We start from the raw sequence: 26477 nt of genomic DNA, 5'->3' as shown, positions 1-26477 counted from the left end.
CGCCGAACCGAGGATTTACGCTGGTCGGGTGACTTCAGCTGATTCTGCCCGCACCGCCCCGGACGCCGGCCTACCCGGCCATCGGTACACGGCGGAGCTCGCCGGAGAGATCGAGGCGCGGTGGCAGCGAAACTGGGCGGACCAGCACGCGTACGAGGCCCCCAATCCGGTGGGACCGCTCGCCGGGGATCTGGCGGCGTTCGGCGGAACCGGAGCGGACGCCGAGGCGAAGGTCTTCATCCAGGACATGTTCCCGTACCCGTCGGGTTCGGGGCTGCACGTCGGCCACCCCTTGGGCTTCATCGCCAGCGACGTGTTCGCGCGGTACCAGCGGATGACCGGCAAGAACGTGCTGCACACGATGGGCTTCGACGCCTTTGGGCTGCCGGCCGAGCAGTACGCGGTCCAGACCGGCACGCACCCGCGGACCACCACCGAAGCCAACATCGAGCGCTATCTGGGCCAGATCCGCCGGTTGGGTCTGGGACATGACGAGCGCCGCCGCGTCGCCACGACCGACGTCGAGTTCTACCGCTGGACGCAGTGGATCTTCCTCCAGATCTACAACGCCTGGTACGACACCGACCAGCGCAGGGCGCGTCGAATCGCCGAGCTGGTCGACGAATTCGATTCGGGCACGCGCGAAGTCGGGGGCGGCCGGCAGTGGTCGGCGCTGACCCCGACGGAGCGGAACACCCTGATCGACTCGTACCGCCTTGTCTACGAGAGTGATTCGCTGGTCAACTGGTGCCCCGGACTGGGTACGGTGCTCGCCAACGAAGAGGTCACCGCCGACGGCCGCAGCGATCGCGGCAACTTCCCGGTGTTCCGCAAGCACCTGCGGCAGTGGATGATGCGCATCACCGCGTACTCGGATCGTCTGCTCGACGACCTGGACCTGCTCGACTGGCCGGACAAGGTCAAGACCATGCAGCGCAACTGGATCGGCCGGTCCCGGGGCGCGCAGGTGACGTTTGCGGCCGGCGACCACGCCGTCGAGGTCTTCACCACCCGGCCCGACACGCTGTTCGGCGCCACCTATATGGTGCTCGCACCCGAGCACGACCTGGTCGACACGCTGACCGCCGAAGCCTGGCCGACCGGCACCGACGAGCGCTGGACCGGTGGCGCGGTCGATCCGACGGAGGCGATCAAGGCCTACCGGACGGCGATCGGGGCCAAGTCGGATCTCGAGCGCCAGGAGAACAAGGAGAAGACCGGTGTGTTCACCGGCGCCTTCGCGACGAATCCGGTGAACGGCGAACAGATCCCGGTGTTCATCGCCGACTATGTGCTGATGGGCTACGGCACCGGAGCCATCATGGCGGTGCCCGCGCACGACACCCGCGACTACGAGTTCGCGACGGTGTTCGGCCTGCCGATCCGTGAGGTCATCGGCTCCGACCAGGGCATCGGGACCGACGCCTTCACCGGGGACGGTCCCGCGGTGAACTCCGGCTTCCTCGACGGCCTGCAGATCGACGAAGCGAAGGCCAGGATCGTTGAATGGTTGGAGGAGCAGGGGACCGGCCGGGGCACCATCCAGTACAAGCTCCGCGACTGGCTGTTCGCCCGACAGCGCTACTGGGGCGAGCCCTTCCCGATCGTCTACGACGAGGACGGCAACGCGCATGCACTGCCCGAATCGATGCTGCCCGTGGAGCTCCCGGAGGTCGACGATTACGCGCCGGTGTCGTTCGACCCCGACGACGAGCACAGTGAGCCGTCGCCGCCGCTGGCCAAGGCCACCGACTGGATGACCGTCGACCTCGATCTGGGTGACGGTGTCAAGACCTACACCCGCGACGCGAACGTGATGCCGCAGTGGGCGGGCAGTTCCTGGTATCAGTTGCGCTACATCGACCCCACCAACGAGGACACGTTCTGCGCCAAGGAGAACGAGGCCTATTGGATGGGGCCGCGGCCGGCTGAGCACGGCTCCGACGATCCGGGCGGGCTCGACCTGTACATCGGCGGTGTGGAGCATGCGGTGCTGCATCTGCTGTATTCGCGGTTCTGGCACAAGGTGCTCTTCGATCTCGGCTACGTGACGAGCCGCGAGCCGTATCGAAAGCTGTTCAACCAGGGCATGATCCAGGCGTATGCGTACACCGACGCGCGGGGCATCTACGTGCCTGCCGACGAGGTCACCGAACGCGACGGTGGGTACTTCTACAACGGCGAGCCGGTCACCCAGGAATACGGCAAGATGGGCAAGTCCCTCAAGAACTCCGTTGCGCCCGATGACATCTGCCGTGACTACGGCGCGGACACGCTGCGGGTCTACGAGATGTTCATGGGGCCGCTGGACCAGTCCCGGCCGTGGGCCACCAAGGATGTGGTCGGGTCGCAGCGGTTCCTGCAGCGGATCTGGCGGCTGGTGGTGGACGAGGAATCGGGCTCGGTGCGTTACACCGACGAGGAACTCGACGACGACACCAAGCGACTGCTGCACAAGACGATCGCCGGTGTGCGCGAGGACTACGCCGAGCTGCGCAACAACACCGCGGTCGCGAAACTGACCGTGCTGACCAATCACCTGACCAAGAACTTCGAGAAGTCGGGTGCTCCACGCGCGGCCGTGGAGCCGTTGGTCGTCATGCTGGCTCCGCTGGCCCCGCACGTCGCCGAGGAGCTCTGGCATCGGCTCGGGCATCAGACGTTGCTGGCGCGGGGCCCGTTCCCCGAGGCCGAGGAGAAGTGGCTGGTCGAGGACACGATCGAGATCCCCATCCAGGTCAAGGGCAAGGTGCGCAGCCGGATCACCGTTGCCGCGGACGCCGACGAGGCGACCGTGCGAGCCGCCGCGCTGGCCGACGAGAAGATCGCGCCGCTGCTCGACGGCGAGCCCCGCAAGGTCATCGTCGTGCCGGGGCGCATGGTCAACGTCGTCCCCTAGGCCGCCGCGTCTCACCGCACTGGCCGTGAACGCGCACTTGCTGCGCACCCGCGCACGTCGCGACGTGCGCGGGGACCTGCGCGGTGCGCGGTTGGCTCTGGGAGCTCAGGCCGCGATCAACTGCAACCGGGCCAGCCACTCGCGGATGAGGCCGACGACGCGCCCCTTCTCGAGATCCTTCCAGGTCCAGCGGACAACCATGATCCCCAGTCGGCGCAACGCATCTTCGCGTTCCTTCTCCCGTTTCATCGCGTCGAACGGAGTCTCGTCGGGCCGTAGGTGCTTGCGATACTTGACGTCGCCGTCGAACTCGCCGACCAGGAGTGCCGACCAGTCGTAATCCGTTCGGGCGACGAGGTTTCCGTCTGCATCGTGAAACTCGTGCTGCAGACGTGGCACCGGCAGCCCGGCCTCGATCATCTGGGCTCGGCCCCACGATTCGCCGGGATTCTCGGCGCCGGGGTCGGCGTGCAGCAGAGCTCGGCGTGCTTGCGTGATCCCGCGTCGTCGCCTGCCGAGCATGGTCGACATCAGTTCCCGGTCCGCCCCGCGACGGAGCGCGGCATCGAACACGGCGAGCGCACCTGCGAAACCCATCGTGCTGGTGCATGCGATGTCGACGGCAGTTCGCTCCACGGAGGTCACGCGCACTCCGTCGACGGTCTCCACCTCCGCAGGCGTGAGCGTGCCGACATGGGCGTGCCGCGTCGTACTGCGATGACCGCCCGACCGGGAGCCCGTGGTCACGTGGACCCGACGCAGATTCGGTGTGAGCATCGGGAGGTCGTGCAGCGTCGCTGCTGATTGATGGCTCAGTGTGTGGTCCGGTTCGGTCGAGGCGAGCACGGCGATCGCCCGTAGACGATGGAGCTGTTCCGGGGTGCGTTCGGCGGCGACGGCATAGACACCCGAGATCACCCGGATCAGTTCTCCGCAGCGTTGTGCCCGGACGAGGTCGGTGTCGGTGAACCCGGAGGCAAGCGCGCGAAGGCGATGGACGAGTCCGTGGCGGTCGGTCGGAAATACGGTCACGGGGATAGGACGCACGCTGGCCTCGGCAGGTTTCATCCCGAAGCATCCGCGCACCCGCTGAGATGTCGCGCACGTCGCGACGTGCGCGGGGACGCACGAACTGCGCGTTTGCGAGCGCGGGACCGGACGAGCGGGACCGGACGGACGGGACCGGCGGGGATGGAGCGGCGGGGCGGTTATTTGGGCGGGAGTTTGCGGGCGTAATCGGCGCCGATGGCCACCCAGCGCTGCAGTTGGCGTTGGGTGCGGATGCCGTCGCCGGAGATGCGCAGCCAGCCGCGGGTCTCGCGACCGGACATGACCATGGGCGCGGTGTGATCGAACTCCAGCAGCACCTCGGTCTCCTCGGGTGGAACCCGCACCATCAGCCCGCCCTGGCCGCTCGCGGCGATGGCCATGTTGCCGTTGATGAGGAATGCGAGGCCGCCGAACATCGACTTCTCGTCCAGTCCGCATTCGGCGGCCAGCATCCCGCGAATCCGGTAGGCGAGGTCGTCGTCGTAGGCCACGGAGTCGAGAGTAAGCCCGTCGGGAGGGTTGGAAAAGAACTTACCGATGAGTAAGATGTCGGCATGGCGATCAACCTGGAGCTCCCGTCGACATTTGACCCGACGGTCGAGCGCACCCACCTCGCGGCGGAGCACATTTTCCGGCCCATCTCGCGCAAGTACGACAAGGGTGAGCACGAGTACCCCACCGAGCTCGATGAGCTGGGCAAACTCGCCAAGCAGGCGCGGTCGAAGGAGAAGGAGTCCGACGGTGACACCGCCGACGCCGACGCGCCGTCTCACAACGGCCCGAACATGCGTGCCCTCATCTCGGCTCGAGAGATGAGCTGGGGAGATGTCGGGTTGCTGCTCTCGATCCCCGGCCAGGGGCTGGGCAATGCGGCAATCGCCGCCGTGGCCACCGAGGAGCAACTCGAGAAGTTCTCCGGGGTGTGGGCGGCAATGGCCATCACCGAGCCGAGCTTCGGCTCCGACTCGGCAGCCGTGTCGACGACGGCGACCCGCGACGGCGACGAGTACGTCATCAACGGCGAGAAGATCTTCGTCACCGCGGGCTCTCGTGCCGATCACGTCGTGGTCTGGGCGACCGTCGACCGCAACGCCGGCCGGGCCGCGATCAAGAGCTTCGTCGTGCCGATGACCACCGAGGGTGTCACCGTGGCCCGCCTCGAGCACAAGCTCGGCATCCGGTCTTCGGACACCGCGGTGCTGCGCTTCGAGAACGCCCGTGTCCCCGCCGGCAACCTGCTCGGCTCACCCGAAGTGGACACCAGGAAGGCGTTCGCCGGTGTCATGCAGACCTTCGACAACACGCGTCCGGTGGTGGCCGCGATGGCCATCGGGCTCGGCCGGGCCGCGCTCGAAGAACTGCGGCGCATGCTCGAAGAGGCCGGACACACGGTCGACTACGACAAGCCTGCTGCCGCCCAGCATGCCTCCGTGTGCGAGTTCATCCGCCTCGAATCCGACTGGGAGGCATCGTGGTTGCACACGGTGCGTGCCGCCTGGATGGCCGACAACAAGGAGCCGAACTCCAGCGAGGCGTCGATGTCGAAGGCCAAGGCCGGCCGCACGGTCACCGACATCACCAACAAGGCCGTCGAGGTCGGGGCGACGGCGGGCTTCTCGGAGACGATGCTGCTGGAGAAGTGGGCCCGCGACGCGAAGATCCTGGACATCTTCGAGGGCACCCAGCAGATTCAGCAGCTGATCATCGCGCGCCGTGTACTCGGGAAGTCGAGCGCCGACCTCAAGTGACGCTTCGGCGCCTCAACCATCGAACCAGCCATCGAACCAGCCATCGAACCGCTCACACCGCGAACTCGACCTGCTCGATCGCGGCGCGGTCGTCGGCGTGGGGGTGTGCCATCGGTTCCGGCTCCTCAGACGTCGGCGACGGCGAGTTCGAAATTGGGCGCGATGAGGCCGCCGTCCGACTCGATCACCTTACCCGTCAAGAAGCTTCCGGCCTCGGATGCCAGAAAGACTGCGGCAGCGGCGATATCGGCCGGTTCCCCCAATCGCCGCAGCGGCGTGCGGCTCTCGATCTCGGCTCGCAGGGCGTCATCGGCGGCAACCGTCTCCAGCGACGACGTCAGGATGGAGCCCGGCGCGATCGCGTTCACCCGGATGTGTGGGTTGAGATCGAGCGCGGTCAGCTTGGTGTAGTGGATCAGCGCGGCCTTCACGGTGCCGTACGCGACGAACGCGCGTCCCGGTAGCCGGCCGACGGCCGAGGCGATGTTGATGATCGACCCCCCGCCGGGGCTGCGGCGTAGGTGCGGCACCGCCGCCAGCACCAGCGAGTGAGCGGTGGCGACGTTGAAATCGAAGGCGCGAGCGAGATCGTCGACGCTGGTGTCGATCAGGGGCTTCGGGTAGCTGCCGCCGACGTTGTTCACGACGATGTCGAGGCGGCCGAACTCGTCGACGGCCGCGGAGGCGAGGACGCCGGGATCGGTGGTCGACAGATCGGCGGGCACCACCAGGGCGCGCCGACCGGCCGCCGCGACGGCATCGGCGACGTCGGCCAGGTCGGCTTCCGTGCGAGCGGAGATCACCACGTCGGCACCGGCTTCCGCGAATCCGACCGCGGTGGCGGCGCCGAGACCGCGGCCGGCGCCGGTGACGACGGCGACCTTTCCGTCGAGGCGGAATCGATCCAGGATCACGAGAACTCCTTACTGGCGGGGATGAGTGGGTGACGGCGGGGCGTCGGAGATCAGGTCCCGCAGGTGTTCGCCGGCTGCCTGCCCGCCAGCACGGAGCTCACGAATTCCTGGGCGTCAGAGAGTGATGCGGGAACTGTCGCGCGGTGATCGCGGCCGGAGTAGATGCGGTAGTCGATCGGCTTTCCGCTGCCGCACAGCGTGGTGACGAGCTGATCGGTTCCGGTCTTGGCAACCAAGGTGTCGGCCGTCCCCTGGGCGATCATGACCGGCACCCGCGGTATGGCGCGCGAGGGATCCTGACTGTCGAGATATCGGGTCAGCGGCGTGGTGTCGGCGTCGGCCCGAAGAACCTGTGCGGGCGGGATCGGCGTAACGGCGCGGATCTGGTCCAGGCAGCCGGTCCGCGCCGCCTGCACGAGCGGTTCGGTCTGCGCGGTGAAGATGGCGTCCGGCCTGATCGACGGCTCGGCGGCGTTGGCGCCCAGCACGATGAGCGGCAGGAACGATTCGGCGGCCTCGGCTCCGGGCATGCCGCTCCTGACGAAGTCGACCGTTTTACTCAGTCCGACGCCGCCGGGTGCGATGGCGACAACCCCCTTCAAGGAGAGTTGTGGTGCTCGCGCTCCCGACATCTGTGCGGCGAACAAGGCGGCCTGGCCTCCTTGGCTGTGGCCGGCTGCGATCCAGTTCCGGCCGATGCGCGGGTTGAGCGCGCGTGCGGCACGCACGATGTCGGTCACGGCGTTCGCCTCGCTCGTCCCGTTGATGTACGGGTGCCCGCCGGGAGTCCCGAGACCCTCGTAATCGGTTTGCACGACGGCGTATCCGCGTCGGACCCAGGTGTCGAGGACGTCGGTGATCGGACCGAGGTAATCGTGCTCGGGTCCGGTGTTCGTGTCTCTCGACGGCGCGCATGGGTCGGCGTAACCGGTCGTCCCGTGTGCCCAGCTGATCACCGGCCATCCGCCGCGTGGGGGAGCGGCTCGGGGGACCGCGACGGTGCCGGACACCACGATCGGCTTGCCGTGTGCGTCGTCGGAGGTGTACGCGATGCGGGAGGTGCGTGCCGCGCCGGGGAGAGCGGCGGCGGAGGTCAACGGCTGCGCATCTAGCAGAGTGCCGGCACCCGGGGAGCCGGCAGGCGGCCGAGCCGCGGCGCCGCCGACCGCCGCGCACGTGGCCACCGAGGCAACGACGGCGACCAGCGCGGCGAAGGTACGTCGAGAACGAACTGAAGCGCGAGTGGTCATGAGGTCCTCACAGACGAGATGGCGGCTCGGTAGGAACGGCCGCGGCTCTCCCGCGTCCACAGCACATCGGACCCGACGGTGGTCCCGTCGGCGATCAGCGCTCGTTTGAGGATCTTGTTCGTCGCGGTCGTGGGGAGTTCGGCTCCGACGCGCACGTACCGGGGCCACGCTTTCGGCGAGAGGTCGTCTTGTTCGGACAGGAACCGGGTGAACTCGTCGGGTGTCAGGTCGCTCCCGTCCTGCAGCACCACCGCCGCCATGATCTGATCGCCGACGGCCGGGTCGGCGACGGCGTACACCGCGACCCGATTGACCTGCGGGCAACGCGAGAGGATCCGTTCGATCGGTGCGGTGGTGAGGTTCTCACCGTCCACCCGCATCCAGTCCGCGGTACGGCCGGCGAGATAGATCCATCCGTCGACGTCGCGGTAGGCCAGATCGCCGGACCAGTAGATGCCGCCGCGCATGCGCTCCGCGTTCGCCTTCTCGTTGTTGTAGTAGCCCGAGAAGAAGCCTGCACCAGCCGTGTTCACAAGTTCGCCGATGGCATCGTCCGGGTTGGTGAGCCGGCCGGCGGCGTCGAACATCGCCGGGGCGCACTCGGTGACCGGGTCACCCCGGTAGATCGCGACGCCCGGTAGTCCGCGGCCGATCGATCCGGGCGGGGTGCCGTCTTCCCTGGTGATGATGACGGCGTTCTCGGTGCTGCCGAAACCGTCGACCACCTGAACGTCGAAACGCTGTGAGAACTCGGCGATGTCGCGATCCGACGCCTCGTTGCCGAAGGCCACGCGTAATGGGTTGTCGGCGTCGTCGGGTCGAGTCGGGGTGGCCAGCACGTAGGCGAGGGGCTTTCCCACGTAGTTCAGGTACGTCGCGCGGTACGACCGGATGTCGTCGAGGAAACGGGATGCCGAGAACCGGGCCGGCGCCATAGTGCCGCCGGCCGCGACGGCGGGTGCGAAGCCCGCCATGATCCCGTTGGAATGGAACAGCGGCATCGCGAGGTACAACACGTCGGATTCGCCGAGCGAGAACCTGCCGACGAGATTGTCGCCGGCGAACACCGCCATGTGATGGGTGAGGAGAACCGCCTTGGGGTCGCCGCTCGTGCCCGAGGTGAAGATGATCATGAACGGATCACCACCCTCGACCCGCCGGTGCAGCGTCGATGCCGGCGCCGCCGCGCATTCTTCCTGCCATTGCGGATCGTCGACGTTGATCACTTCGACGTCGCCCAGATCGAGGTTGTCGAGGAGTTGCTCGTGGGCGTCGTCCACGAGCAGGATCTGCACGTCCGCGGTCCGGAGGTCGGTGATCAGGCCGGCGCCGCGGCGAGTGTTGTTGATGCCGCACAGGACGTAGCCGCCGAGTGCGGCGGCGGCGAGGGCGACGAGCATCTCCGGGGAGTTGCCGAGCAGGGCGCCGACGTGCACGGGCTTGGCGATGTCGACACGCTCGAGAACGACGGCTGCGTGTTGCTCTGCGCGACTGACATATTCGGCCCATGTCACGGACACGATCCGCCCGTCATCGGTGGCATGGATGATCGCCGGCGTCTGCTGGTCCGCGCGTCGGGTGATGAGTTCTTGCATGGTCTCGGCCATGGGGTCTCCGGGTGCTGGTGGGCGGGTGACTGGTCTCAGACAGGGTCGGCGAGGACGCACCGTGCGCCGGTGAAGATGGTCGGCATGCACTTGTTGCAGTGGATGCACAGCGACTGTGCTCCGGATTCCGCCCGAATCCGATTGACCAGATCGGGTTCGCGCAGCAAAGCCCGGGCCATGGCGACGAATTCGAATCCCTCGTCCAGCGCCCGGTCCATCCCGGATCTGTCGGTGACTCCGCCGAGGAGCACCAACGGCATGTCGACGGCGGCCCGGATCTGCCTGGCCTGTTCGAGCATGAACAGCGGGTGGTACGGGTACTCCTTGATGAACACCTTTCCCACCGTTCGAACTCCGGCCCTGATGGGTTGGGGCATCGCGGCCGCGAAGTCGCGGATGGGGGCGTCGCCCTTGAAGAGGTACATGGGGTTGAGCAGGGAACTGCCCATGGTCAGGGTCAGTGCATCGAGACTTCCGTCGGACTCCAGCCAGCGGGCGACCTGGATCGCCTCGTCGACCCAGAAGCCGCCTGCGACACCGTCGTCCATGTTCAGCTTCGCGGTGATGGCGATGCGGTCGCCGACGGCGTCACGCACCGCGCGCGCTGCCTCGCGCGCCAGCCTGGCCCGGTTCACGAGGCTCCCGCCATAGGAATCCGTGCGCTTGTTGAGCCGCGGGCTCAAGAACGAACTGGCGAGGTAGTTGTGGCCGAAATGGAGTTCGATGGCGTCGAATCCGCTCTCGACGGCGTATTCGGCCGCGGTTGCGTGGGCGCGGACGATGCGCGTGATGTCGCCCGCGGTGGCACCGTGGATGCGGCGCATGCTCATCGGGCTGAGCATCGCCGATGGTGCGAGGGCGGGGAGCCGCGTGGAGCGGGGATTCGCGACGGGACCTGCGTGTCCGAGCTGCGCCGACGCCGCAGCACCCTCGGCGTGGATCGTGTCGGTGAGCGAGCGCAATCCGGGAACGGCTTCGGGGCGCATCCAGATCTGGCCGCGCTGGGTGCGCCCTTCGGGTGCGACGGCACAGTAGGCGACGGTGGTCATGCCGACACCACCGGCCGCCGGACGGCGGTGGAATTCGATCAACTCGTCGGTGACCAGTGCGCGAGGGGTTCGCCCCTCGAAGGTGGCGGACCGGATGATCCTGTTGCGCAGGGTGATCGGACCGAGTCGGGCGGGCTCGAACACATCGGGTGGGCTGGTGGGCACGGGGGACTCCTCGGGGGCGAGACGGCGTCAGGGGTGGGCGGTGATTCGGGCCGCGCTCAGGCGGTGACCCGCGCCGCCGCTCCGGCATCGACCGCGAGGACCGTGCCGGTGATGTGGGCGTTCTGCTCGGCGGCGAAGAACAGCACCGCCCGGGTGACCTCTTCGGGTTCGAGGAACGCGACCGGTTGGCCATGGAGAGTCCGGAAGATCGGCTCGACGTCGTCGCGCTCCGGATGTTCGAGATCCGGGCGCATCCGGGCGTAGAGCGATTCGTTGTGCACCATCGGCGTCGACACATTGCCGGGTGCCACGGCGTTGACCGTGATGCCATGGGGTGCGAGATCGAGTGCCGCACTCTTGGTCAGTCCGATGACACCCCATTTGGACGCGCTGTACGCGGCCAGCCCGGGGGCCGCGGATCGGCCCATCATCGAACTGATCGTGACGATCCGTCCGAAGCCCCGGGACACCATCTCGGGCGCGACCGCGGCGATGGTGGTGAACACCCCGGTCAGGTTGCTCGACAGCACCTCGTGCCACGCCTCATCGGTCATCTCCTGAACCGGGGACGCCACGGACACACCGGCATTCGCGATCGCGATGTCGATCCGGCCCAGCTCGGCGACCGTGGTCGCGACCACCCCGTCCATTGCGCGGCGGTCGGCCGCGTCCGCCTCGACGGCGATACACCGGCGACCGCGTTGCTCGACCAGGTGGACCGTCTCCTCGAGATCGGCCTTCGTGGCGAGTGGGTAAGGCACCGACTCGCTGTCGGCGCATCGATCGACCACGACGATGTCGGCGCCCTGCTCCGCGAGAGCCAGGGCATGAGCACGTCCCTGTCCCCGTGCGCCGCCGGTGATCAATGCGATTCGTCCTGCGAAAGCGTCCAACGTGACACCACTTCTCTTGGAGGGCACCGGCAGATCCGAGGACTGTCGGTCGATCGGTCGAATACTCGACCACCCCGGTCGAATATGATGAAGGTCACGCTACAAGCGGCAACCGAAAGGGTCAACCCCTGGTGCGAGGACTGAAAGCCGGCTTAGGGGGCGGCGAGGAAACCGCGCCGGAACTCCGAGTGATGGAGAGGCGGTCTACGCCTGCGTGTTCCGCCCACCGAGCACGTCGGTGAGCGTATCGGCGGACTCCTTGAGAACCGTTCCGTGGTGGGCGATCTCGGCTGCGGTGAGTGAGCCCTGGACGTTGACGGTCAGGAGAAGTGACTGGTCGCCGTCGGCGTCGAAGGTCGGTGCCGCGATGACGCCGACGCGGTGAGACATGTCGGGATCGGCACGCAGCAGGTCGTCGCGCGTCAGTACGCGTTGGCCACCCATCCCGGCCAACAGATCGGTGATCAGTGAGCGCAACTCGGGTGGAAGATCATGCGCGGCAGCACTGCCCAGGATTCGATACACGCGTTCGAGCGTCGGCGAGAGCTTCTCGACCAGGTACCCGGTGCTGCGGCACTCGGCGGCCATGCGGCGCAACTCGTCCAGATCGAGACCTGCCGACCACGTGTGCTCACCGCGCACCCATTGCTCGAGAACCTCATCGGATTGCCAGAGGATGTACATCAGTGCGGTCGGCAGGGCGAAGGGAAAGGTCTGTCCGACGCTGACCGGCGGTCGGACGCCGGCCGGGGTGACCACCTCCAGCACCATGAACTGGTCGCCGACGCGGCCCGACGCGACACACATGGCGCCGAGTTGTCGGGTGAGCGACTCGAGTTCGTCGCGGACCACCGGGTCGAGCGCGAAGTCCCGTTGGGCCGCCCGGCCTGCCGTGACCAGAGCAGGGCCCAGTCCGTAGGTCTTGGTCACCGGATCGCTGCGCAGGTACCCGCGGGCGGTGAGTTCGGTCAGGATCGCCAGACACGTCGGCTTGCTGATGTCGCAGCTGCGTGCCAGTTCGGACAGGCCCCACCGATGACCCTGGTGCTCCACCAGGAAGTCCAGGATGTCGAGGACGCGGGCCGTCGGTGGTGAGGCACTTCTGCTGTGCTCTGCCACCGAAACCTCTCCATAGCGCCGCGCGGACGCCACCACCTTACCGACGCGGTCGAGAACTTGACCGCCGGACGAGGCCGACGTCGATGTGGTCGGCATCCAACTCTTCGCCCGATCGCGCGGACGCCACGATCTTCGAGCGCCTCGACGTCGGACAGTGCTACCGTCTCGAAGTAGAACACGTTCTACTTCGAGGAAGGCTTGTGATGACGGTTGACCAGGGCACACTGAGCGAGAAGATCAACGCGGCGGTGGACGCCTACGTCGAGCTGCTCAACTCGGGAACGGCCGAGCAGATCGCCGATCTCTATGCGGCCGACGCGTCGGTCGAGGACCCGATCGGCGCCGACCTGCGCACGACTCGCGATCAGCTCGTCGAGTTCTACTCGGTGATCACCGGTATGGATGAGCGGACGGCGACGCTGAAGTGGAAGAAGATCGCCGGCGACACCGCGGTCTTCGAGTTCACTCTGGTCACCGGTACGTCGGGGATGAAGTTCGAGATCACCCCGATCGACATCATGGTGTTCGACGCGCAGGGCAAGGTGTCGTCGATGCGCGCGGTCTGGGAGCAGTCGGACCTCAAGCAGCTCTAGAGTCTCTCGATCCCTGAGGAGGCCGGAGCTTGCGGAGGCCGTCACGAACGGCCAGGTGAGCGACCCTTCGTGACGCGCGCTCGTTCCTCGCGGGCTCCTCAGGGTTCGGGGGAACTCAGCCGCGACCCGTCGGCCGGAGCACGATCTCCTCGGGATGTGCGTCGGCCGGCGTGGCGATCGCGTGGACGACGGCACTCGCCACCGTCGAGGTCTTCAGGAACTTCGACGGGTCGTACTCATTGCCCTCGATGGCGGTGAGGTCCCGCTGCATGTCGGTGTCGATCCGCCCGGGGAAGACCGAGGTCACCCGCAGCGTGGGCTCTTCGGCGCGGAGCGAGTCGGCGAGTGCCCGTAATCCGAATTTGCTGGCCGCGTACGGCGCCCACCCCGGATTGGCGCGACGACCGGCACCGGAGTTGATGAACACCACGTGGCCCCTCGCCTCCCGCAGGGCGGGCAGGAGCAGGCGCGTCAGCTCGGCGGCGGCCACCAGGTTCACCTCCAGAACGTGCTGCCACTCCTCGACCGGCGTGTCGGCGACGGCTTCCAGGGAACTGCCGACGCCTGCGTTGTGGACCAGGACATCGAGGGCGCTGATCGCCTCGGTGGCCGCCTCGACCTCGTCGTAGTCGGTGAGCTCAACAGGAAACGTGCTCGCGCCCTCCAACTCGGTCGCGAGCGTGTCGAGTTCGGCCGAGGGGCGTCCCCCGAGCAGGAGGTCATGGGTGGGGGAGAGCCGGCGGGCGATCTCGGCACCGAGGCCGCGGCTCGCCCCGGTGATCAGAGCGGTGGGCACGGGTTCGAGGTTACGGGGTCCGTCGGGCGGCGACGGCGCTTCCCCTCGATGCGCGGCGACGCGGCGCGCAGTGCAGAATCGACAGGTGGCCCGGTATGGATTCACCCCGACTCAGTTGTCTGCGCGTGCCGCCTACCTGCTCCGCGGCAACGACCTGGGCACCATGACGAGCGCCGCCCCCAAGCTGTACCCGCACATGTGGAGCTGGGATGCCGCATTCGTGACGGTCGGTCTGGCACCGCTGTCGGTCGAGCGTGCCGTGATCGAGATGGACACCCTGCTGTCGGCGCAGTGGGAGAACGGGATGATCCCGCACATCGTGTTCGCCAACGGCCGCGACGGCTATTTCCCCGGGCCCGCGCGCTGGGAGTGCGCACGGCTCGCCGCGTGCGCTCCGGACTATCCGGACACCTCCGGCATCACCCAGCCACCGGTGCATGCGATTGCCGTGCAACGCATCCTCGACCACTCGCGTCGACACGGCCGCACCACCCGGTCGGTCGCCAACGAGTTCATCGACCGCCGGTGGAGCTCACTGGTCCGCTGGCACCGGTGGCTCGCCCACGCCCGTGATCCCAACGGTCGCGGCCGGATCGCACTGTTCCACGGCTGGGAGTCGGGGATGGACAACTCGCCACGCTGGGACCGTCCCTATGCGAATGTGGTTCCCGGTGAGGATCTCCCGCCATATGCCCGGGCCGATCTGGATCACGTGACGGATCTGTCGATGCGGCCCAGTGACCTCGAGTACGACCGCTACATCTGGCTGGTCGAGCAGATGAAGCGGGCCAACTACGACGACGACCTGCTGCCCAAGGTGATGAGTTTCGCCGTCGAGGACGTCTTTGTCAGCGCGATCTTCTCAGTGGCCTGCGATGTGCTCGCGACCATCGGAGAGGACTATTCCAAACCGCGTGCCGACGTCCGTGATCTGCGTGCCTGGGCCGATCGGTTCCGCGCCGGCGTGGTGGCGGCCGCCAACGAACGAAACGGTGCAGCAAGGGATTTCGATCTGCGCGCCGACGCCTGGATCAATACCGAGACGATCGCGGTGTTCGCGCCGCTCCTCTGCGGGGGGTTGTCGCGGGAGCGGGAGCGGGCGCTGCTGCGACTGTTCGACGGTCCGCGGTTCTGCGGACATCCGGATCTGCGCTACGCGGTGCCGCCGTCGACGTCGCCGATCTCGATGGATTTCAAACCGCGCGAGTACTGGCGCGGCCCGGTGTGGCCGGTGATGACCTGGCTGTTCAGCTGGGCGTTCGCGCGTCGTGGGTGGACCGAGCGGTCGGCGCGCCTGCGGGAGGAAGGTCTCCGGCAGGCCACCGATGGTGCATTTGCGGAGTACTACGAACCGTTCACCGGTGAACCGCTGGGCAGCATGCAGCAGAGCTGGACGGCGGCGTCGGTGTTGGACTGGCTGGACTGAGGCCGCACTCGATCAGGCCTGATCGACCTCGTACTGCCGCCGCCATTGGGTCGGCGTCCGGCCGAACCGCTGACGAAACCAGCGCGAGAAGTTGCCGGGGGACGAGAACCCGAGCAGTTCGGCGATCTCGATCAGCGCGTGGCGCCGATTGCCGACCATGTGCTTCGCGAGCTCGACTCGGATGGAGTCGAGGACAGAGGAAAACGTCTCTCCCTCGGCGGCGAGGCGTCGGTGTACGGTCCGGCGGTCGACCCCGAGGCTGCGCGCGACCTGGTCGACCGAACAGCGACCGGTCGGTAGGAGGAGCTCGATCAGCTCGCGGACCCGGTACTCGGTTCGCGGATCGGCCGAGCCGCCGGTGTCGTCGAGAAAATCCTGGGTGTAGCGGCGGAGCTCTGGATCCGACATGACGTTGGGGGTGTCGAGATCCTTGGTGTACAGCGAGATCCCGTTCGAGTCCTGCCCGAACCGGACGACGGTTCCGAAGAACTGGTTGTGTGTCCGGGCATCGTCCGGTGGTGGATGGGTGAACGTGACCCCGACCGGGTGCCAGTCCGGCGAGATGAATCCCTGAAGAAGTTGGTGCAGAACGGCGACGGCGAGCTCGGTGGATTGCCGGAACTCCCCGGATACACCGACGTCGAGGGTGATGCGGAGCGTCGCGATACCGCCGACCTCGGACAATCGCGTGCGCAGGGCTTCGTTGTACATGTGTTGATGACGGATCAACACCCCGAGAGCGCTCCGCACGTCGGGCTCTTCGCGGATGACGAGGCTCAGTGGACCGAGGTTGGCCAGGCGGCGATAGCGCGCAAGGGCGAGCCCGAAATCCTCCCGACCCGACGCGGTAGCGGATCGCTCGAGTAGGTCGGCGATCGCCTCGGCGGGTACCCAGCGGTCTTGGAGGCTGAGGCTCGCGGGGTCGAGTCCGACGTCACGGACGAGTTGGGCGGGATCGAGCCGCAGGGAGTGGCCGAGCTCGACGAAGTTGTTGAGTGCGGCGTAGCGGGCGAGCGGTTTCACAACGTCCAGTCTATGTCCCCGATTGCACAATCACACGTCCCGTAGGGAAAAGATTCAGGGTCGTGATCCTCGTAATGTTGTTTCCATCACATCGGATGGTCGACGGAAACGGCGATCACACTCACAGGCCTGCCGTGGTGACTCTCATGAGCGATCCCGGGCCAGAAAAAGGAGGACAACATGGCGCAAGCTGTGCGATTCGACGAGATCGGCGGACCGGAGGTTCTGCGCTGGGAGACCGTCGAGGTCGGGGCACCGGGGCCGGGTGAGGTCCGGATCAATCACGAGGCCGTGGGCCTGAACTTCGCCGACACCTACTTCCGTACCGGGCTGTACCCGGCGCCGCTCCCGGCCGGGATGGGCGTTGAGGCCGCCGGCATCGTGCAGGAGGTGGGGCCGGGCGTCACGTCGGTTTCCGAAGGCGATCGGGTGACCTACACCGGCAGCCCGCTCGGCGCCTACAGCACCGAGCGCGTGATGCCCGTCGAGCACCTGATCCCGTTGCCCGACGAAGTGGGATTCGACACCGCCGCCGCCATGACCATGCGCGGACTCACCACGGCGTACCTGCTGCGCCGGATCTGGCCGCTGGCCTCCGGCGACACCGTGTTGTTGCACGCGGCCGCCGGCGGGGTCGGTCTCATCTTCAGTCAGTGGGCAAAGCTGTTGGGCCTGAGGGTGATCGGCAGCGTATCGACCGACGAGAAGGCTCAGGTGGCGCGTAACCACGGATGCGACGAGGTCATCGTCTACAAGCGAGAAGACATCGCAACCCGCGTCCGTGAGCTGACCGATGGCGCAGGCGTTCCCGTCGTTTTCGACAGTATCGGTGCCACCACGTTCGAGTCCTCACTCAAGTCGGTTGCCCGCCGCGGACTGCTCGTCTGCTTCGGCACCGCGTCGGGACCGATCCCGCCGATCGATGCGATGCAACTGGCCGTCAACGGTTCGGTGTTCGTCACCCGGCCCGCACTCGCGGACTACATCGCCGATCCCGCAGAGCGCGCCGATCTCGCCTCCGAGCTGTTCTCGATGGTCGCTGCCGGCCACATCACGATCGACATCAATCAGCGCTACGAGCTCGCCGACGCAGCGGCTGCGCACCGGGACCTCGAGTCCGGCCGCAGTGTCGGGTCCTCGGTGTTCTCCCTCTGAACCACCCGAACCACTTCGCCTGTCAGAAAGGACGAATCATGACCACCGCCACCCGACCGTCGAGCGCGACGGCATTTCGGGTCGAACCGCTCACCTGCTCCATCGGAGCAGAGGTGTCCGACATCGACCTCGGCGAGGTCACCCGCGACGACGCGCAGTTCGATCGCCTTCGGTCGCTGCTGATCGACCACAAGGTGCTCTTCTTCCGCGATCAGGACATCACCCGCGCCGAGCACGTCGCACTCGCCGAGAGGTTCGGTCCCCTCGAGGACCATCCCGTCGTCGGCAGTGACCCCGACCATCCCGGACTGGTCCAGATCTACAAGGACATCGACAGTCCGCCAGAGCATTTCGAGAATGCCTTCCACTGTGACGCCACCTGGCGCGACGACCCGCCGTTCGGCTCGGTCCTGCGCTGTGTCGAGGGACCCGCGGTCGGCGGCGACACGATCTGGGTCAACATGGCCGAGGCGTACCGGCGCCTGCCGGAGACCGTGAAGGTCCAGGTCGCCGGGCTTCGTGCCCGGCACAGCATCGAGGCGTCCTTCGGCGCCCGGATGCCGATGGAGCAGCGGCACGCGCTGCACTCCCGGTTCCCGGACGCCGAACACCCTGTTGTACGCACTCATCCGGAGACCGGCGAGAAGATCCTGTTCGTCAACTCGTTCACGACGCACCTGGTCAATTACCACACGGCCGACAACGTCCGCTTCGGTAGCGACTATGCCCCTGGCGCAGGAAATCTCCTGCAGTACCTGACGAGCCAGGCAGCGATACCGGAGTACCAGGTCCGCTGGCGCTGGACCGAGAACAGCATCGCCATCTGGGACAACCGGTGCACCCAGCACTACGCGGTCCAGGACTACTGGCCTGGCGTTCGGAAGATGGAACGCGCCGGGATCATCGGCGACCGCCCCTTCTGATCCACCGACACCCAGCATCACCCAAAATCCCTGAACCACGACGAATCAACCAGGAGACCACCATGCATTTCCACGACGACGCCCTCTTCCCCGAGACCCAGGAGAAGCTGGTCATCACCGCCGCCCCCTATGGCCCCGAATGGGAGCTCGACGACTTCCGCGAAGACCTCCCGCTGACGATGGAGGAGCACATTCAGAAGGGTGTGGACTGCTACGAGGCCGGCGCCACCGTACTGCACATCCATGTGCGTGAGCTCGACGGCAAGGGCAGCAAGCGGATGTCGAAGTTCAACGAACTGCTCGCCGGCCTACGGGAAGCGGTGCCGGACATGATCTTGCAGGTCGGCGGATCGATCTCGTTCGCACCGGAAGGCGAAGGCGCCGATGCCAAATGGCTCTCCGACGACACCCGCCACATGCTCGCCGAGCTCGACCCGGCCCCCGACCAGGTGACCATTGCCATCAACACCAGTCAGATGAACATCATGGAGCTGATGACCGCCGATGACATCGCCGGTACCTCACTGGAACGCCCGGAACTCTCCGCGACCTACCGGGAGATGACAGTGCCCGCCGGACCGGAATGGGTCGAAGAGCACCTCCGTCGTCTGCAGGCCGCCGGCATCCAGCCGCACTTCCAGCTCTCGAGCATCCCCCAGCTGGAGACCGTCGAGCGCCTCATCCGTCGCGGCGTGTACACGGGCCCACTGAACCTCACCTGGGTCGGCATCGGTGGCGGCTTCGACGGGCCCAATCCGTACAACATCATGAACTTCATCCAGCGGGTCCCCGACGGAGCGTGCTTGACGCTGGAAACCCTGATGCGGTCGGTACTTCCGGTCAACGCGATGGCGATCGCGATGGGCCTGCACAGCCGCTGCGGCAACGAGGACACCATCTGGGGCGGCATCGGCGAGAAGTACACGTCGGTGGAACAGATCCAGCAGCTGGTCCGCATCGCAGGCGAGCTGGGCCGGGAAGTGGCCACCGGCAAGGAAGCCCGAGAGATCTATCGGATCGGCGACACCTACCGGGATGCCGATGAAACCCTCGCCCGGCTCGGCTACGCCCCCAATCGCCGTCCCGGACAGGTCGGCTTCACCCATCACGGATTCCCCCAACACGGCTGATCAGCCGTCTCAGACAACCAGTCCCCCAGGAGTACCCCCCCATGGTGACATCGACCTCCGTCGCGGAACGCGTCAGCGACGACGACAGCCCCGCCCGCCCATCCAACCGATCACGGAAGTACCCGTGGATCGTCTTCGCGCTCGCGTTCGGTCTGCTCCTCGCGGACTACATGTCCCGGCAGGTACTCAGCGCGATCTTCCCCCTCCTCAAAGCGGAATGGTCACTGGCGGATTCGCAACTCGCCTCGCTGACCAGCATCGTGGCGCTGATGGTCGGTCTGCTGACCCTCCCGCTGTCGCTGCTGGCCGATCGGTGGGGGCGGGTGCGGAGCCTCATCGTGATGGCGGTGCTGTGGTCGGTGGCCACCCTGCTCTGTGCGGTCGCGACGAACTACGAGCAGATGCTCGGCGCCCGATTCCTCGTCGGCGTCGGTGAAGCCGCGTACGGGAGCGTCGGTATCGCCTTGGTGCTCAGCGTGTTCGCACCGCGTCTGCATGCCACCCTGAGCGGTTCGTTCATGGCAGGCGGGTCCTTCGGCTCGGTGCTCGGTGTCGCCCTGGGGGGTGCGATCGCCGTTCACCTGGGCTGGCGCTGGTCATTCGCGGCGATGGCGGTCCTCGGTTTGCTTCTGGTGGCGCTGTTCCGTGCACTGGTCACCGAGAACAAACTGGCGCAGCATGCGGTCGACGAACCAGCAACGGAGACCACGCCACCGTCCCGCCGATTCCGTGCCCCGGTGTCGAGCCTGTTCACCAACCCCGCAGTGCTGTGCGCCTACATCGGTGGGGGACTGCAGATGTTCACCGCTGCCATCCTGCTGGCCTGGATGCCCAGCTTCTTCAACCGCTACTACGACCTCGCCCCGGACAAGGCAGGCGTCGCGGCCGCCGTCATCATCGTCCTCGTCGGCAGCGGCATGGTGGTCTGCGGGATCGTCACCGATCGGCTCGGCCGCAACGACATCACCCGCAAATGGCAGGCCGCCATCGGCTTCTGCGGCATCTCGCTCGTCTGCCTGACGATCGGATTCAGCATGGGGAACGGCACCGCGCAGCTGGTGTTCCTCGGCATCGGTGCATTCTTCTCGGCCGGCTCGTCCGGACCCACGGCCGCCATGGTCGCGAACCTGACGCACTCATCGGTGCGGGCCTCGGCAATGGGCACACTGACCGTCGCCAACAATCTGCTCGGCCTGGCACTGGGACCGTTCGTGATCGGCATTCTCGCCGATCACCTGGGTTTGCGCGAAGCGCTGCAGCTCGCACCCTTCGTGTACATCCTCGCGATCGTCGCGCTGGTCGTCGGACGGCGGCTGCATCCGCTGGGCCTGCGCAAGCTCGCGGCCCTCGGCACCACCTCATCGCCCCAGGCCGCATGATGTCCCACCGTGAAAACCCCACCCGCCAGGAGCAATTCATGGACTGCGAGACCTCACCCACCGTGGTCATCGTCCCCGGCCTGCGAGACTTCGTGGCCGACCATTGGCAGACACATCTCGCCGCCGGCCTCGGCGATGCGCGGACCGTGGCCGCGCTCGAACGCAACAAGCTCAGTCGCCGAGATCGTGTCGCCGCCCTCGACGACGTCATCCGGCAGATCGACGGACCGATCGTGCTGGTGGCGCACAGTGCCGGCGTGATGACCACTGTGCACTGGGCACAACACACCACGCGCCCCGTCCAGGGTGCATTGCTCGTCACTCCGGCCGATCTGGAACTCCCACTGCCGGATGGCTATCCGAAGGCAGCCGATATCGAGAAGGGTGGCTGGCTCCCGGTTCCGCGCCGGCGGCTGCCCTTCCCGAGCATCCTCGCGGCGAGCCGCAACGACGCACTCGGCGGTTACCGCCGTGTCAGCGGCATGGCCGAATCATGGGGCAGCCGACTGGTCGACCTCGGCGACGTGGGTCACGCCAACCCGGCCTCCGGTCATGGTCGGTGGCTGCGGGCGGCCGAACTGCTGGACGAGTTGATCGCGCACAGCGTCGCCGACGCCCATGTCTGACACGCGGAAGCCGTCGGCGGGCGGCCCAGGGATGACCGAGATCTGCGCAGCGGCAGCCGAGGCGGTCGCCGACATCACCGCGGGCGCATCGCTGGCCGTGGGGGACGCTGCGACAGATGCTCCCCTCGACGATGCGACGGGAAGGTGACCGCCATGGCCCGTGACGACGACCGGGCGGGAATCGCAGAGCGAATGAAGGCCGATGGCACATGGAACGAGCTGTGGAACGGGTTGGACGACCTCGACCCGGCGTGGACCGAGGAGTATCTGTCCTCGGTCATGGCGCCCTACGAGAGTGGTGTGCTGTCACCCCAGGTCGTCCAACTGCTCTGCATTGCCGTCGACGCGTCGTGCACCCACCTGTACGCACCGGGGCTCCGGCGGCACATCCGAGCCGCGCTCGACCTCGGCGTGACGAGGTCGGAGATCCTCGAGGTGCTGAAACTCTCCACGACCGTGGGGATTCATTCGATCAACCTCGGCCTGCCGATCCTGTTGGACGAGAGTGCGAAGTCGCCCGCACAGTCGACGTCGGCCGGCTGACGAGAACGAGAACCGAAGCGTCTCAGTACTCTTCGGCTCCCACCAATGCGGCGTCCTCGGCGACGTCATGCGACTCGGCCCTGGCCGAGCGGACGAGGGAGACCGCGCACACCGCGATGGCGCAGTAGCCGACGGCGAACCAGAACGGGGCCGACGGCGCGAACCACTCGGCGAGGTAGGCGACCATCACCGCCGACGCGGCTCCACCCATCCAGCGCAGGAAGCTGTAGCCGGCACTCGCGACCGACCGCGGCTTGTCCGGATCGGCCGCCGACATCGCGACACCGGTGAACAGGGTGTTGAGAACGCCCGACGGCAGCCCCGACAACACGATCGCGAACCCGGTGAGCCACACCTGACCGGTGACGACCCCCAGAGCGGCGAGGGCCATGGTGATCCCGTAGCCGCCGATCGCGACGATCACGCCGCCCTTCTGCCCCAGAGCATCCGCGATCCGCGGCGCCACGAAGACACCCGAGACCGCGGTCAGCAGGCCCCAGCCGAAGAAGATCATGCCGGCCGGGATCGGGGAGAGTCCCATCGCCAGCGGTGCGTAGGCGATGACGGTGAACAATGCGCCGGTGTAGAAGGCCGAGCCGATGGAGGTGAGCAACAGGGTGCGGTTCCGCAGGGCCTTGATCGGGTCGGCGATGCTGACTGCGGCGCGATCGCCGCGCGATCCGTCCTTGGGCAGCATGAGTGCACAGAGCACCGCACCGATGAGCATCAGCAGGGCGGTGCCACCGAACGGTCCGCGCCACGTCCACGCACCCAACAGCGCGCCGACGAGCGGTCCGACGGCCAGGCCGACGCCCAGCGCGGCCTCGTACAGCAGGATCGCACCATGCTGGCCGCCGCGCGCTGCGCCGACGATGAAGGCGAGGGCGGTCGCCATGAACAGTGCGTTGCCCAGCCCCCACAACACGCGCAGGGCGATGAGCTGGTCGATGTTGCCCGCGAAGGTCGAGACACCCGCGGCGACCACGATCAGGGTCAGACCGACGGTCAGCGTGCGCTTGGGTCCGAACCGATACGCCGCCCAACCCGTGATCAGCATCGCCACCACCTGCACGCCGAGGTACACGGCGAACAGCAGGGTCAGCTTCGACGGCGGGGCATTCAGCTCCTCGCGGATCGTGTTGAGGATCGGATCCACCAGGCCGATGCCCATGAAGGCGATGACGGCGGCGAAGGCGGTCACCCAGACCGCGCGCGGTTGCTGCCGGAAGGTGTCCAGCAAGGATGGTTTGTGGTGTTCGTGGGCCTGCGGTGTCGGCGCAGACCTGTCGTCGATGACTGTCATGGTTACCTCGGATTCTTCATTCGTTCGATGCGGTCTCGCTGTGCGCGGGGACGGCATCGAGTTGCTCGCGTAGTGCCTGCAGCGCGGGGGCCGCAGCGGCGAGGGCCGCGCGGTCGGCAGCGCTGAGCTCGGAGAGCGCCGCGGTCAGGATGCTGTCCCGTCGGCCCCGGACCCCTTCGAGCACGGACCGGCCGTGGTCGGTGAGTCCGACGAGGACCGCTCGGCGATCGTCCGGATCGGGGCGGCGTTCCGCGAGGCCGTTCTTGGTGAGTCCGTCGATCAGTGCGGTCGCCGTCGGCATGCGGATGGACTCGCGTTCGGCGAGCTCGCCCATCCGCATCGGGCCGTTGTCGAGGAGGACCGCCAGGGCCGACGCCTGGGCGGCGGAGTATTCGGCGATCGGCGTCCGCCTGCGTAGCGCCAGGTAGAGCCTGGTCAGGATAGGGCGCAGGGCGACGGCCAGGTCGGAGACCTCGAAATCAGACACATTCGCAAGCCTAATACTTAGGGTTACGAAATAAAAGGATGACTAGTGTGAACTTCATGACAGGCCCGTCGAAGAAGTTCTCGGATCTCCCACCCCGATCACGCGCCGTGATCATCGTCGGCGCGGTGGCGCAGTTCGTACTGCAGGGTGCCGCTCTACGCGATCTCAAGCGTCGTCCGTCGGCGCAGGTCAAGGGACCCAAGCCGCTGTGGGTCGGCCTGAGTTTCGTCAACTACCTCGGTCCGATCGCCTACTTCGCGGTCGGACGGAAGGGTACCGAAAAGTAGCGGCTTTTCAGACCCCGATCGGCGAACCGCCGTCGCGCCAGACGGCGACCACTGCCGGACGCGGCCGGCTCGTGCCTCCGTCCGGCCAGTGCGACGCCGGGTTGTCGGCGGAATGGTCATCGATCTCGCCCGGGTGCTGCACACACACCATCACGCGGTCGCGGTCGATGATCGGACCGCACGTCTCGGCGCCCATCGGCACTGTCAGGAACTGCTTCGTCTCACCCCGGTGCTCGCCGTCCAGCGCGACGGCGAAGAGGCCGTCGTTGCTGTCGAGCGCGTTGCCGTCGGTGGAGATCCACAGGTTGCCGTGCGGATCGAAGGCGACGTTGTCGGGGCAGGAGATGGGGCTGACCTTTGCCTTGTCGAACCCGCCGAAGTAGGTGTCGGCCTCCGCGGGATCGCCGCAGACCAGCAGCAGGTCCCAGGTGAAGTCGGTTCCGGTGTGGTTGTCGGTGATCTCGATGATCTGACCGTTCTTGTTCTCGTTGCGCGGATTGGCACTGTCGGCGCCGGCCTCGCCGTCGGTACCGCGCTTGTCGTTGTTGGTCAGCGCGCAGTAGACCTTGCCGGTGCGCGGATGAGGTTCGATGTCCTCGGGCCGATCCATCTTGGTGGCGCCTGCCTTGTCGGCGGCGACCCGGGTGAACACGGCAACCTCGGCGGGGTTCATGCCGTCGACGTGGGAGCGGGCGGTTCCGCCGGCGTCGGCAGTCAGGAGCGGGTGCCATGCGCCGCGGCCCGCGAATGATCCACTGGGCGGTAGCTTTCCGCTGCCGTCGATCGCGTCCGGCTGGTCGCCGGTGAAGGACGCCACGTACAACGTGCCCTCGTCGAGGATGCCGAGGTTATGGGTGCGCGCCGTCGACGACAGGCCGGTCTTCATCCGACGGCTCGACACGAACTTGTAGATGTACTCGAAGCGTTCGTCGTCGCCGCTGTAGGCCACCACGGTCCCTGTGTCGGGACCCGACGAGACGACGTGGATGGTCGCCGACTCGTGCTTGAGTCGCCCGAGTGCGCTGTGCTTGACCGGGGTGGACGACGGGTCGTGCGGATCGACCTCGACGACGTATCCGAACCGGTTGGCCTCGTTGGGTTCCCGCGCCAGGTCGAACCGTTCGTCGAACCTCCCCCACTGGTGGTAATCGGCGTCGTCTTCGAAGCTGTACCGATCCAGCCGGTCCTTGGTGGCCGTGTCGGTGACTGCGCTCGCGTTGGCGAAATAGTTGTTGTAGTTCTCCTCGCCGGAGAGCATGGTGCCCCACGGCGTGAGACCGCCGGAGCAGTTGGCGATTGTGCCCAACACGGTGGTGCCGGCGGGATCTGCCGAGGTCTTGACGAACTCGCTGCCGGCCGCCGGTCCCGTCAGGCGAATCGGGGTCGTCGCGGTGATGCGACGGTTTCGTTGTCCGACAACCGGTGTCAGTGACCCGCTGCCAGGGGTTGCGGAGACCTCGACGACGGTGATTCCATGCGCGGCCATCGAGATCAGCGCCTGTTGCTCGGTCGGCCCCTTCGGCCGGTATCCGGTGAACATGAACTCTTCGGTCGTGTACTCCTGATTGCACACCAGGTAGTGGTGGTTGGGTACACCGTCGACAGGGATGAGTCCGGCGAAGTCGTTGTTGTAGCCGAACTGTTTCGCCTGTGCCTCCGGAGTCTGATTCGCGAAGTCGAACTCGGGCGCACCGGGGATCACCGGATCGCCCCACCGGATCACCGTCTGCTGGCGGTAGCCGTCCGGAATCACCAGGGCATCTTCGGTATTGGGGGAGACCGGGTCGAAGTTCATCCCGGGCGGAGGCGTGCCGTCGGCCACGGCCGACGAACGGGTCGTGTCGGTGGCGTCCTGCGAACCGCAGGCGGCGAGCAGCGAGGTCGCCCCGAGCGCCACTGCGGCGCCGGCCGACGAGCGGAGAACGGCACGACGGGACGCGCTGGTGCGCAGCACATCCCGGAAGTACGCGTTGTCACTGGTGTTCCCGGGTTGGTGCCAGCAGGCCTCTCCGCATTTGTATCGGCAGGTCACGTGTGCACGGGCGGACCGGCCGACATCCTCTCCGGACGGCGTGAACAGCTGCAACGGAATACGCACGTGGCCCCTCCCCG

General features: G+C 67.0%; 25 protein-coding genes. 12 read left to right on the top strand and 13 right to left on the bottom strand.

What is annotated here, in order from left to right:
- Positions 1 to 28: 28 nt before the first annotated feature.
- Positions 29 to 2899 carry a leucine--tRNA ligase gene (gene leuS / locus ACPXCG_RS17045; protein WP_425793175.1) on the top strand — a complete coding sequence of 957 codons (2871 nt, stop codon included), beginning with the start codon at positions 29 to 31 and terminating at the stop codon, positions 2897 to 2899.
- Between the two features lie 105 nt (positions 2900 to 3004).
- On the opposite strand, the gene ACPXCG_RS17040 is transcribed toward leuS, so the two are convergent.
- Positions 3005 to 3931 carry a type IV toxin-antitoxin system AbiEi family antitoxin domain-containing protein gene (locus tag ACPXCG_RS17040; RefSeq protein ID WP_425793173.1) on the bottom strand — a complete coding sequence of 309 codons (927 nt, stop codon included), beginning with the start codon at positions 3929 to 3931 and terminating at the stop codon, positions 3005 to 3007.
- Between the two features lie 176 nt (positions 3932 to 4107).
- A complete protein-coding gene (locus tag ACPXCG_RS17035) occupies positions 4108 to 4440 on the bottom strand; it encodes a TfoX/Sxy family protein (RefSeq protein WP_425793171.1) in 333 nt (110 codons plus the stop codon).
- Between the two features lie 63 nt (positions 4441 to 4503).
- Here ACPXCG_RS17035 and ACPXCG_RS17030 point away from each other — a divergent pair, with 63 nt between their 5' ends.
- On the top strand, positions 4504 to 5697 hold the full coding sequence (locus ACPXCG_RS17030; protein WP_425793169.1) for an acyl-CoA dehydrogenase family protein: 1194 nt from the start codon (positions 4504 to 4506) through the stop codon (positions 5695 to 5697).
- Between the two features lie 125 nt (positions 5698 to 5822).
- Here ACPXCG_RS17030 and ACPXCG_RS17025 read toward each other — a convergent pair whose 3' ends face one another.
- The 6 genes from ACPXCG_RS17025 to ACPXCG_RS17000 form a co-directional block, all read right to left on the bottom strand.
- Positions 5823 to 6611, bottom strand: a complete 789-nt coding sequence (locus tag ACPXCG_RS17025) for an SDR family oxidoreductase (RefSeq protein ID WP_425793167.1) — start codon at positions 6609 to 6611, stop codon at positions 5823 to 5825.
- 50 nt (positions 6612 to 6661) lie between these two features.
- On the bottom strand, positions 6662 to 7861 hold the full coding sequence (locus ACPXCG_RS17020; RefSeq protein WP_425793166.1) for an alpha/beta hydrolase family protein: 1200 nt from the start codon (positions 7859 to 7861) through the stop codon (positions 6662 to 6664).
- Positions 7858 to 9468: a fatty-acid--CoA ligase FadD1 gene (fadD1, locus tag ACPXCG_RS17015; protein ID WP_425793165.1), complete on the bottom strand. Its 1611-nt coding sequence runs from the start codon at positions 9466 to 9468 to the stop codon at positions 7858 to 7860. The genes ACPXCG_RS17020 and fadD1 overlap by 4 nt, the downstream gene beginning before the upstream one ends.
- Before the next feature lie 35 nt (positions 9469 to 9503).
- Positions 9504 to 10682, bottom strand: a complete 1179-nt coding sequence (locus ACPXCG_RS17010; RefSeq protein ID WP_425793163.1) for an NADH:flavin oxidoreductase — start codon at positions 10680 to 10682, stop codon at positions 9504 to 9506.
- A gap of 56 nt (positions 10683 to 10738) precedes the next feature.
- Positions 10739 to 11575 carry a mycofactocin-coupled SDR family oxidoreductase gene (locus ACPXCG_RS17005; protein WP_425793162.1) on the bottom strand — a complete coding sequence of 279 codons (837 nt, stop codon included), beginning with the start codon at positions 11573 to 11575 and terminating at the stop codon, positions 10739 to 10741.
- 204 nt (positions 11576 to 11779) lie between these two features.
- On the bottom strand, positions 11780 to 12790 hold the full coding sequence (locus ACPXCG_RS17000; RefSeq protein WP_425793160.1) for an IclR family transcriptional regulator: 1011 nt from the start codon (positions 12788 to 12790) through the stop codon (positions 11780 to 11782).
- Positions 12791 to 12897: 107 nt separating this feature from the next.
- On the opposite strand from ACPXCG_RS17000, the gene ACPXCG_RS16995 reads away from it, so the two are divergent.
- Positions 12898 to 13287: a nuclear transport factor 2 family protein gene (locus ACPXCG_RS16995; protein ID WP_164310052.1), complete on the top strand. Its 390-nt coding sequence runs from the start codon at positions 12898 to 12900 to the stop codon at positions 13285 to 13287.
- A 115-nt stretch (positions 13288 to 13402) separates the two neighbouring features.
- Here the strand turns inward: ACPXCG_RS16995 and ACPXCG_RS16990 are convergent, their stop codons facing one another.
- Positions 13403 to 14083: an SDR family oxidoreductase gene (locus tag ACPXCG_RS16990; protein WP_425793157.1), complete on the bottom strand. Its 681-nt coding sequence runs from the start codon at positions 14081 to 14083 to the stop codon at positions 13403 to 13405.
- 85 nt (positions 14084 to 14168) lie between these two features.
- Between ACPXCG_RS16990 and ggh the strand changes: the two genes are divergently transcribed.
- On the top strand, positions 14169 to 15509 hold the full coding sequence (ggh, locus tag ACPXCG_RS16985; protein ID WP_425793155.1) for a glucosylglycerate hydrolase: 1341 nt from the start codon (positions 14169 to 14171) through the stop codon (positions 15507 to 15509).
- 12 nt (positions 15510 to 15521) lie between these two features.
- Here the strand turns inward: ggh and ACPXCG_RS16980 are convergent, their stop codons facing one another.
- Positions 15522 to 16532 (bottom strand): AraC family transcriptional regulator, encoded by a 1011-nt coding sequence (locus ACPXCG_RS16980; RefSeq protein WP_425793153.1) that lies wholly within the window; start codon positions 16530 to 16532, stop codon positions 15522 to 15524.
- A 180-nt stretch (positions 16533 to 16712) separates the two neighbouring features.
- Here ACPXCG_RS16980 and ACPXCG_RS16975 point away from each other — a divergent pair, with 180 nt between their 5' ends.
- The 7 genes from ACPXCG_RS16975 to ACPXCG_RS16945 all read left to right on the top strand — a co-directional run bounded on the left by ACPXCG_RS16975 (position 16713) and on the right by ACPXCG_RS16945 (position 22288).
- A complete protein-coding gene (locus ACPXCG_RS16975; RefSeq protein ID WP_425793152.1) occupies positions 16713 to 17687 on the top strand; it encodes a quinone oxidoreductase family protein in 975 nt (324 codons plus the stop codon).
- A 38-nt stretch (positions 17688 to 17725) separates the two neighbouring features.
- Positions 17726 to 18610 (top strand): TauD/TfdA dioxygenase family protein, encoded by an 885-nt coding sequence (locus ACPXCG_RS16970; protein ID WP_425793151.1) that lies wholly within the window; start codon positions 17726 to 17728, stop codon positions 18608 to 18610.
- A gap of 62 nt (positions 18611 to 18672) precedes the next feature.
- Entirely contained in the window at positions 18673 to 19740 is a 1068-nt protein-coding gene (locus tag ACPXCG_RS16965; RefSeq protein WP_425793150.1) for a 3-keto-5-aminohexanoate cleavage protein, read from the top strand.
- 41 nt (positions 19741 to 19781) lie between these two features.
- A complete protein-coding gene (locus ACPXCG_RS16960; protein WP_425793148.1) occupies positions 19782 to 21119 on the top strand; it encodes an MFS transporter in 1338 nt (445 codons plus the stop codon).
- Between the two features lie 38 nt (positions 21120 to 21157).
- Positions 21158 to 21745, top strand: a complete 588-nt coding sequence (locus ACPXCG_RS16955; protein WP_425793147.1) for an RBBP9/YdeN family alpha/beta hydrolase — start codon at positions 21158 to 21160, stop codon at positions 21743 to 21745.
- A complete protein-coding gene (locus ACPXCG_RS16950; protein WP_425793146.1) occupies positions 21738 to 21893 on the top strand; it encodes a hypothetical protein in 156 nt (51 codons plus the stop codon). The genes ACPXCG_RS16955 and ACPXCG_RS16950 overlap by 8 nt, the downstream gene beginning before the upstream one ends.
- Positions 21894 to 21898: 5 nt before the next feature.
- Positions 21899 to 22288 carry a carboxymuconolactone decarboxylase family protein gene (locus ACPXCG_RS16945; RefSeq protein ID WP_425793144.1) on the top strand — a complete coding sequence of 130 codons (390 nt, stop codon included), beginning with the start codon at positions 21899 to 21901 and terminating at the stop codon, positions 22286 to 22288.
- A 22-nt stretch (positions 22289 to 22310) separates the two neighbouring features.
- On the opposite strand, the gene ACPXCG_RS16940 is transcribed toward ACPXCG_RS16945, so the two are convergent.
- Positions 22311 to 23591, bottom strand: coding sequence for an MFS transporter (locus tag ACPXCG_RS16940; RefSeq protein WP_425793143.1), 1281 nt, complete (start codon positions 23589 to 23591; stop codon positions 22311 to 22313).
- Positions 23592 to 23607: 16 nt separating this feature from the next.
- Complete coding sequence (locus tag ACPXCG_RS16935; RefSeq protein WP_425793142.1) at positions 23608 to 24078, bottom strand: MarR family winged helix-turn-helix transcriptional regulator; 471 nt, start codon at positions 24076 to 24078, stop codon at positions 23608 to 23610.
- Between the two features lie 56 nt (positions 24079 to 24134).
- Here ACPXCG_RS16935 and ACPXCG_RS16930 point away from each other — a divergent pair, with 56 nt between their 5' ends.
- Positions 24135 to 24365 (top strand): PLDc N-terminal domain-containing protein, encoded by a 231-nt coding sequence (locus ACPXCG_RS16930; protein WP_425793140.1) that lies wholly within the window; start codon positions 24135 to 24137, stop codon positions 24363 to 24365.
- A 7-nt stretch (positions 24366 to 24372) separates the two neighbouring features.
- Here the strand turns inward: ACPXCG_RS16930 and ACPXCG_RS16925 are convergent, their stop codons facing one another.
- Positions 24373 to 26463 carry a PhoX family protein gene (locus ACPXCG_RS16925; RefSeq protein WP_425793138.1) on the bottom strand — a complete coding sequence of 697 codons (2091 nt, stop codon included), beginning with the start codon at positions 26461 to 26463 and terminating at the stop codon, positions 24373 to 24375.
- Positions 26464 to 26477 lie beyond the last annotated feature (14 nt).

It is taken from the genome of Gordonia sp. DT218 (genome assembly GCF_049847105.1).
Classification (GTDB): Bacteria; Actinomycetota; Actinomycetes; order Mycobacteriales; family Mycobacteriaceae; genus Gordonia.
This window is presented reverse-complemented; position numbering and strand designations above follow the sequence as displayed.

What these genes read in the sequence shown, in the direction of transcription:
- ACPXCG_RS17030 (WP_425793169.1), top strand. Translation starts at nt 4,504, where the DNA reads ATGGCGATCAACCTGGAGCTCCCGTCGACATTTGACCCGACGGTCGAG.
- ACPXCG_RS17020 (WP_425793166.1), bottom strand. Translation starts at nt 7,861, where the DNA reads ATGACCACTCGCGCTTCAGTTCGTTCTCGACGTACCTTCGCCGCGCTG.
- fadD1 (WP_425793165.1), bottom strand. Translation starts at nt 9,468, where the DNA reads ATGGCCGAGACCATGCAAGAACTCATCACCCGACGCGCGGACCAGCAG.
- ACPXCG_RS17000 (WP_425793160.1), bottom strand. Translation starts at nt 12,790, where the DNA reads ATGCCGACCACATCGACGTCGGCCTCGTCCGGCGGTCAAGTTCTCGAC.
- ACPXCG_RS16995 (WP_164310052.1), top strand. Translation starts at nt 12,898, where the DNA reads ATGACGGTTGACCAGGGCACACTGAGCGAGAAGATCAACGCGGCGGTG.
- ACPXCG_RS16975 (WP_425793152.1), top strand. Translation starts at nt 16,713, where the DNA reads ATGGCGCAAGCTGTGCGATTCGACGAGATCGGCGGACCGGAGGTTCTG.
- ACPXCG_RS16970 (WP_425793151.1), top strand. Translation starts at nt 17,726, where the DNA reads ATGACCACCGCCACCCGACCGTCGAGCGCGACGGCATTTCGGGTCGAA.
- ACPXCG_RS16965 (WP_425793150.1), top strand. Translation starts at nt 18,673, where the DNA reads ATGCATTTCCACGACGACGCCCTCTTCCCCGAGACCCAGGAGAAGCTG.
- ACPXCG_RS16960 (WP_425793148.1), top strand. Translation starts at nt 19,782, where the DNA reads ATGGTGACATCGACCTCCGTCGCGGAACGCGTCAGCGACGACGACAGC.
- ACPXCG_RS16955 (WP_425793147.1), top strand. Translation starts at nt 21,158, where the DNA reads ATGGACTGCGAGACCTCACCCACCGTGGTCATCGTCCCCGGCCTGCGA.
- ACPXCG_RS16950 (WP_425793146.1), top strand. Translation starts at nt 21,738, where the DNA reads ATGTCTGACACGCGGAAGCCGTCGGCGGGCGGCCCAGGGATGACCGAG.
- ACPXCG_RS16945 (WP_425793144.1), top strand. Translation starts at nt 21,899, where the DNA reads ATGGCCCGTGACGACGACCGGGCGGGAATCGCAGAGCGAATGAAGGCC.
- ACPXCG_RS16940 (WP_425793143.1), bottom strand. Translation starts at nt 23,591, where the DNA reads ATGACAGTCATCGACGACAGGTCTGCGCCGACACCGCAGGCCCACGAA.
- ACPXCG_RS16930 (WP_425793140.1), top strand. Translation starts at nt 24,135, where the DNA reads ATGACAGGCCCGTCGAAGAAGTTCTCGGATCTCCCACCCCGATCACGC.